The sequence below is a fragment of the uncultured Psychromonas sp. genome, assembly GCF_947489755.1.
In the GTDB taxonomy this organism is placed as follows: Bacteria; Pseudomonadota; Gammaproteobacteria; order Enterobacterales; family Psychromonadaceae; genus Psychromonas.
Window position 1 is genome coordinate 1 of sequence record NZ_CANLFB010000116.1, and the last position, 211, is coordinate 211.

Consider the following 211-nt stretch of genomic DNA (forward strand, 5'->3'; position numbering starts at 1 on the left):
TAGTCACCCGTGATAGATTCAGCGGTAAAGGTTGTGGTATCAGTGGTATCAACATCGCTTAACGATAAGGTACCCGTTGTGCTTAACGTGGTTGCATCCGCATCTTCAGTTACTGCGCCAGTATCATCGCCTGCCACAACAGATAAGTCGTCAACACCGTTGATAGTAATAACAATTGCTTGTTCAACACCATCGCTGGTTGTCACCGTAA

The 211-nt window shown here is 46.0% G+C and carries 1 protein-coding gene; it reads right to left on the reverse strand.

What is annotated here, in order from left to right; translation table 11 throughout:
- A partial coding sequence (locus Q0794_RS18235) for a VCBS domain-containing protein (protein ID WP_298944305.1) occupies positions 1 to 211 on the reverse strand: 211 nt, incomplete at both ends.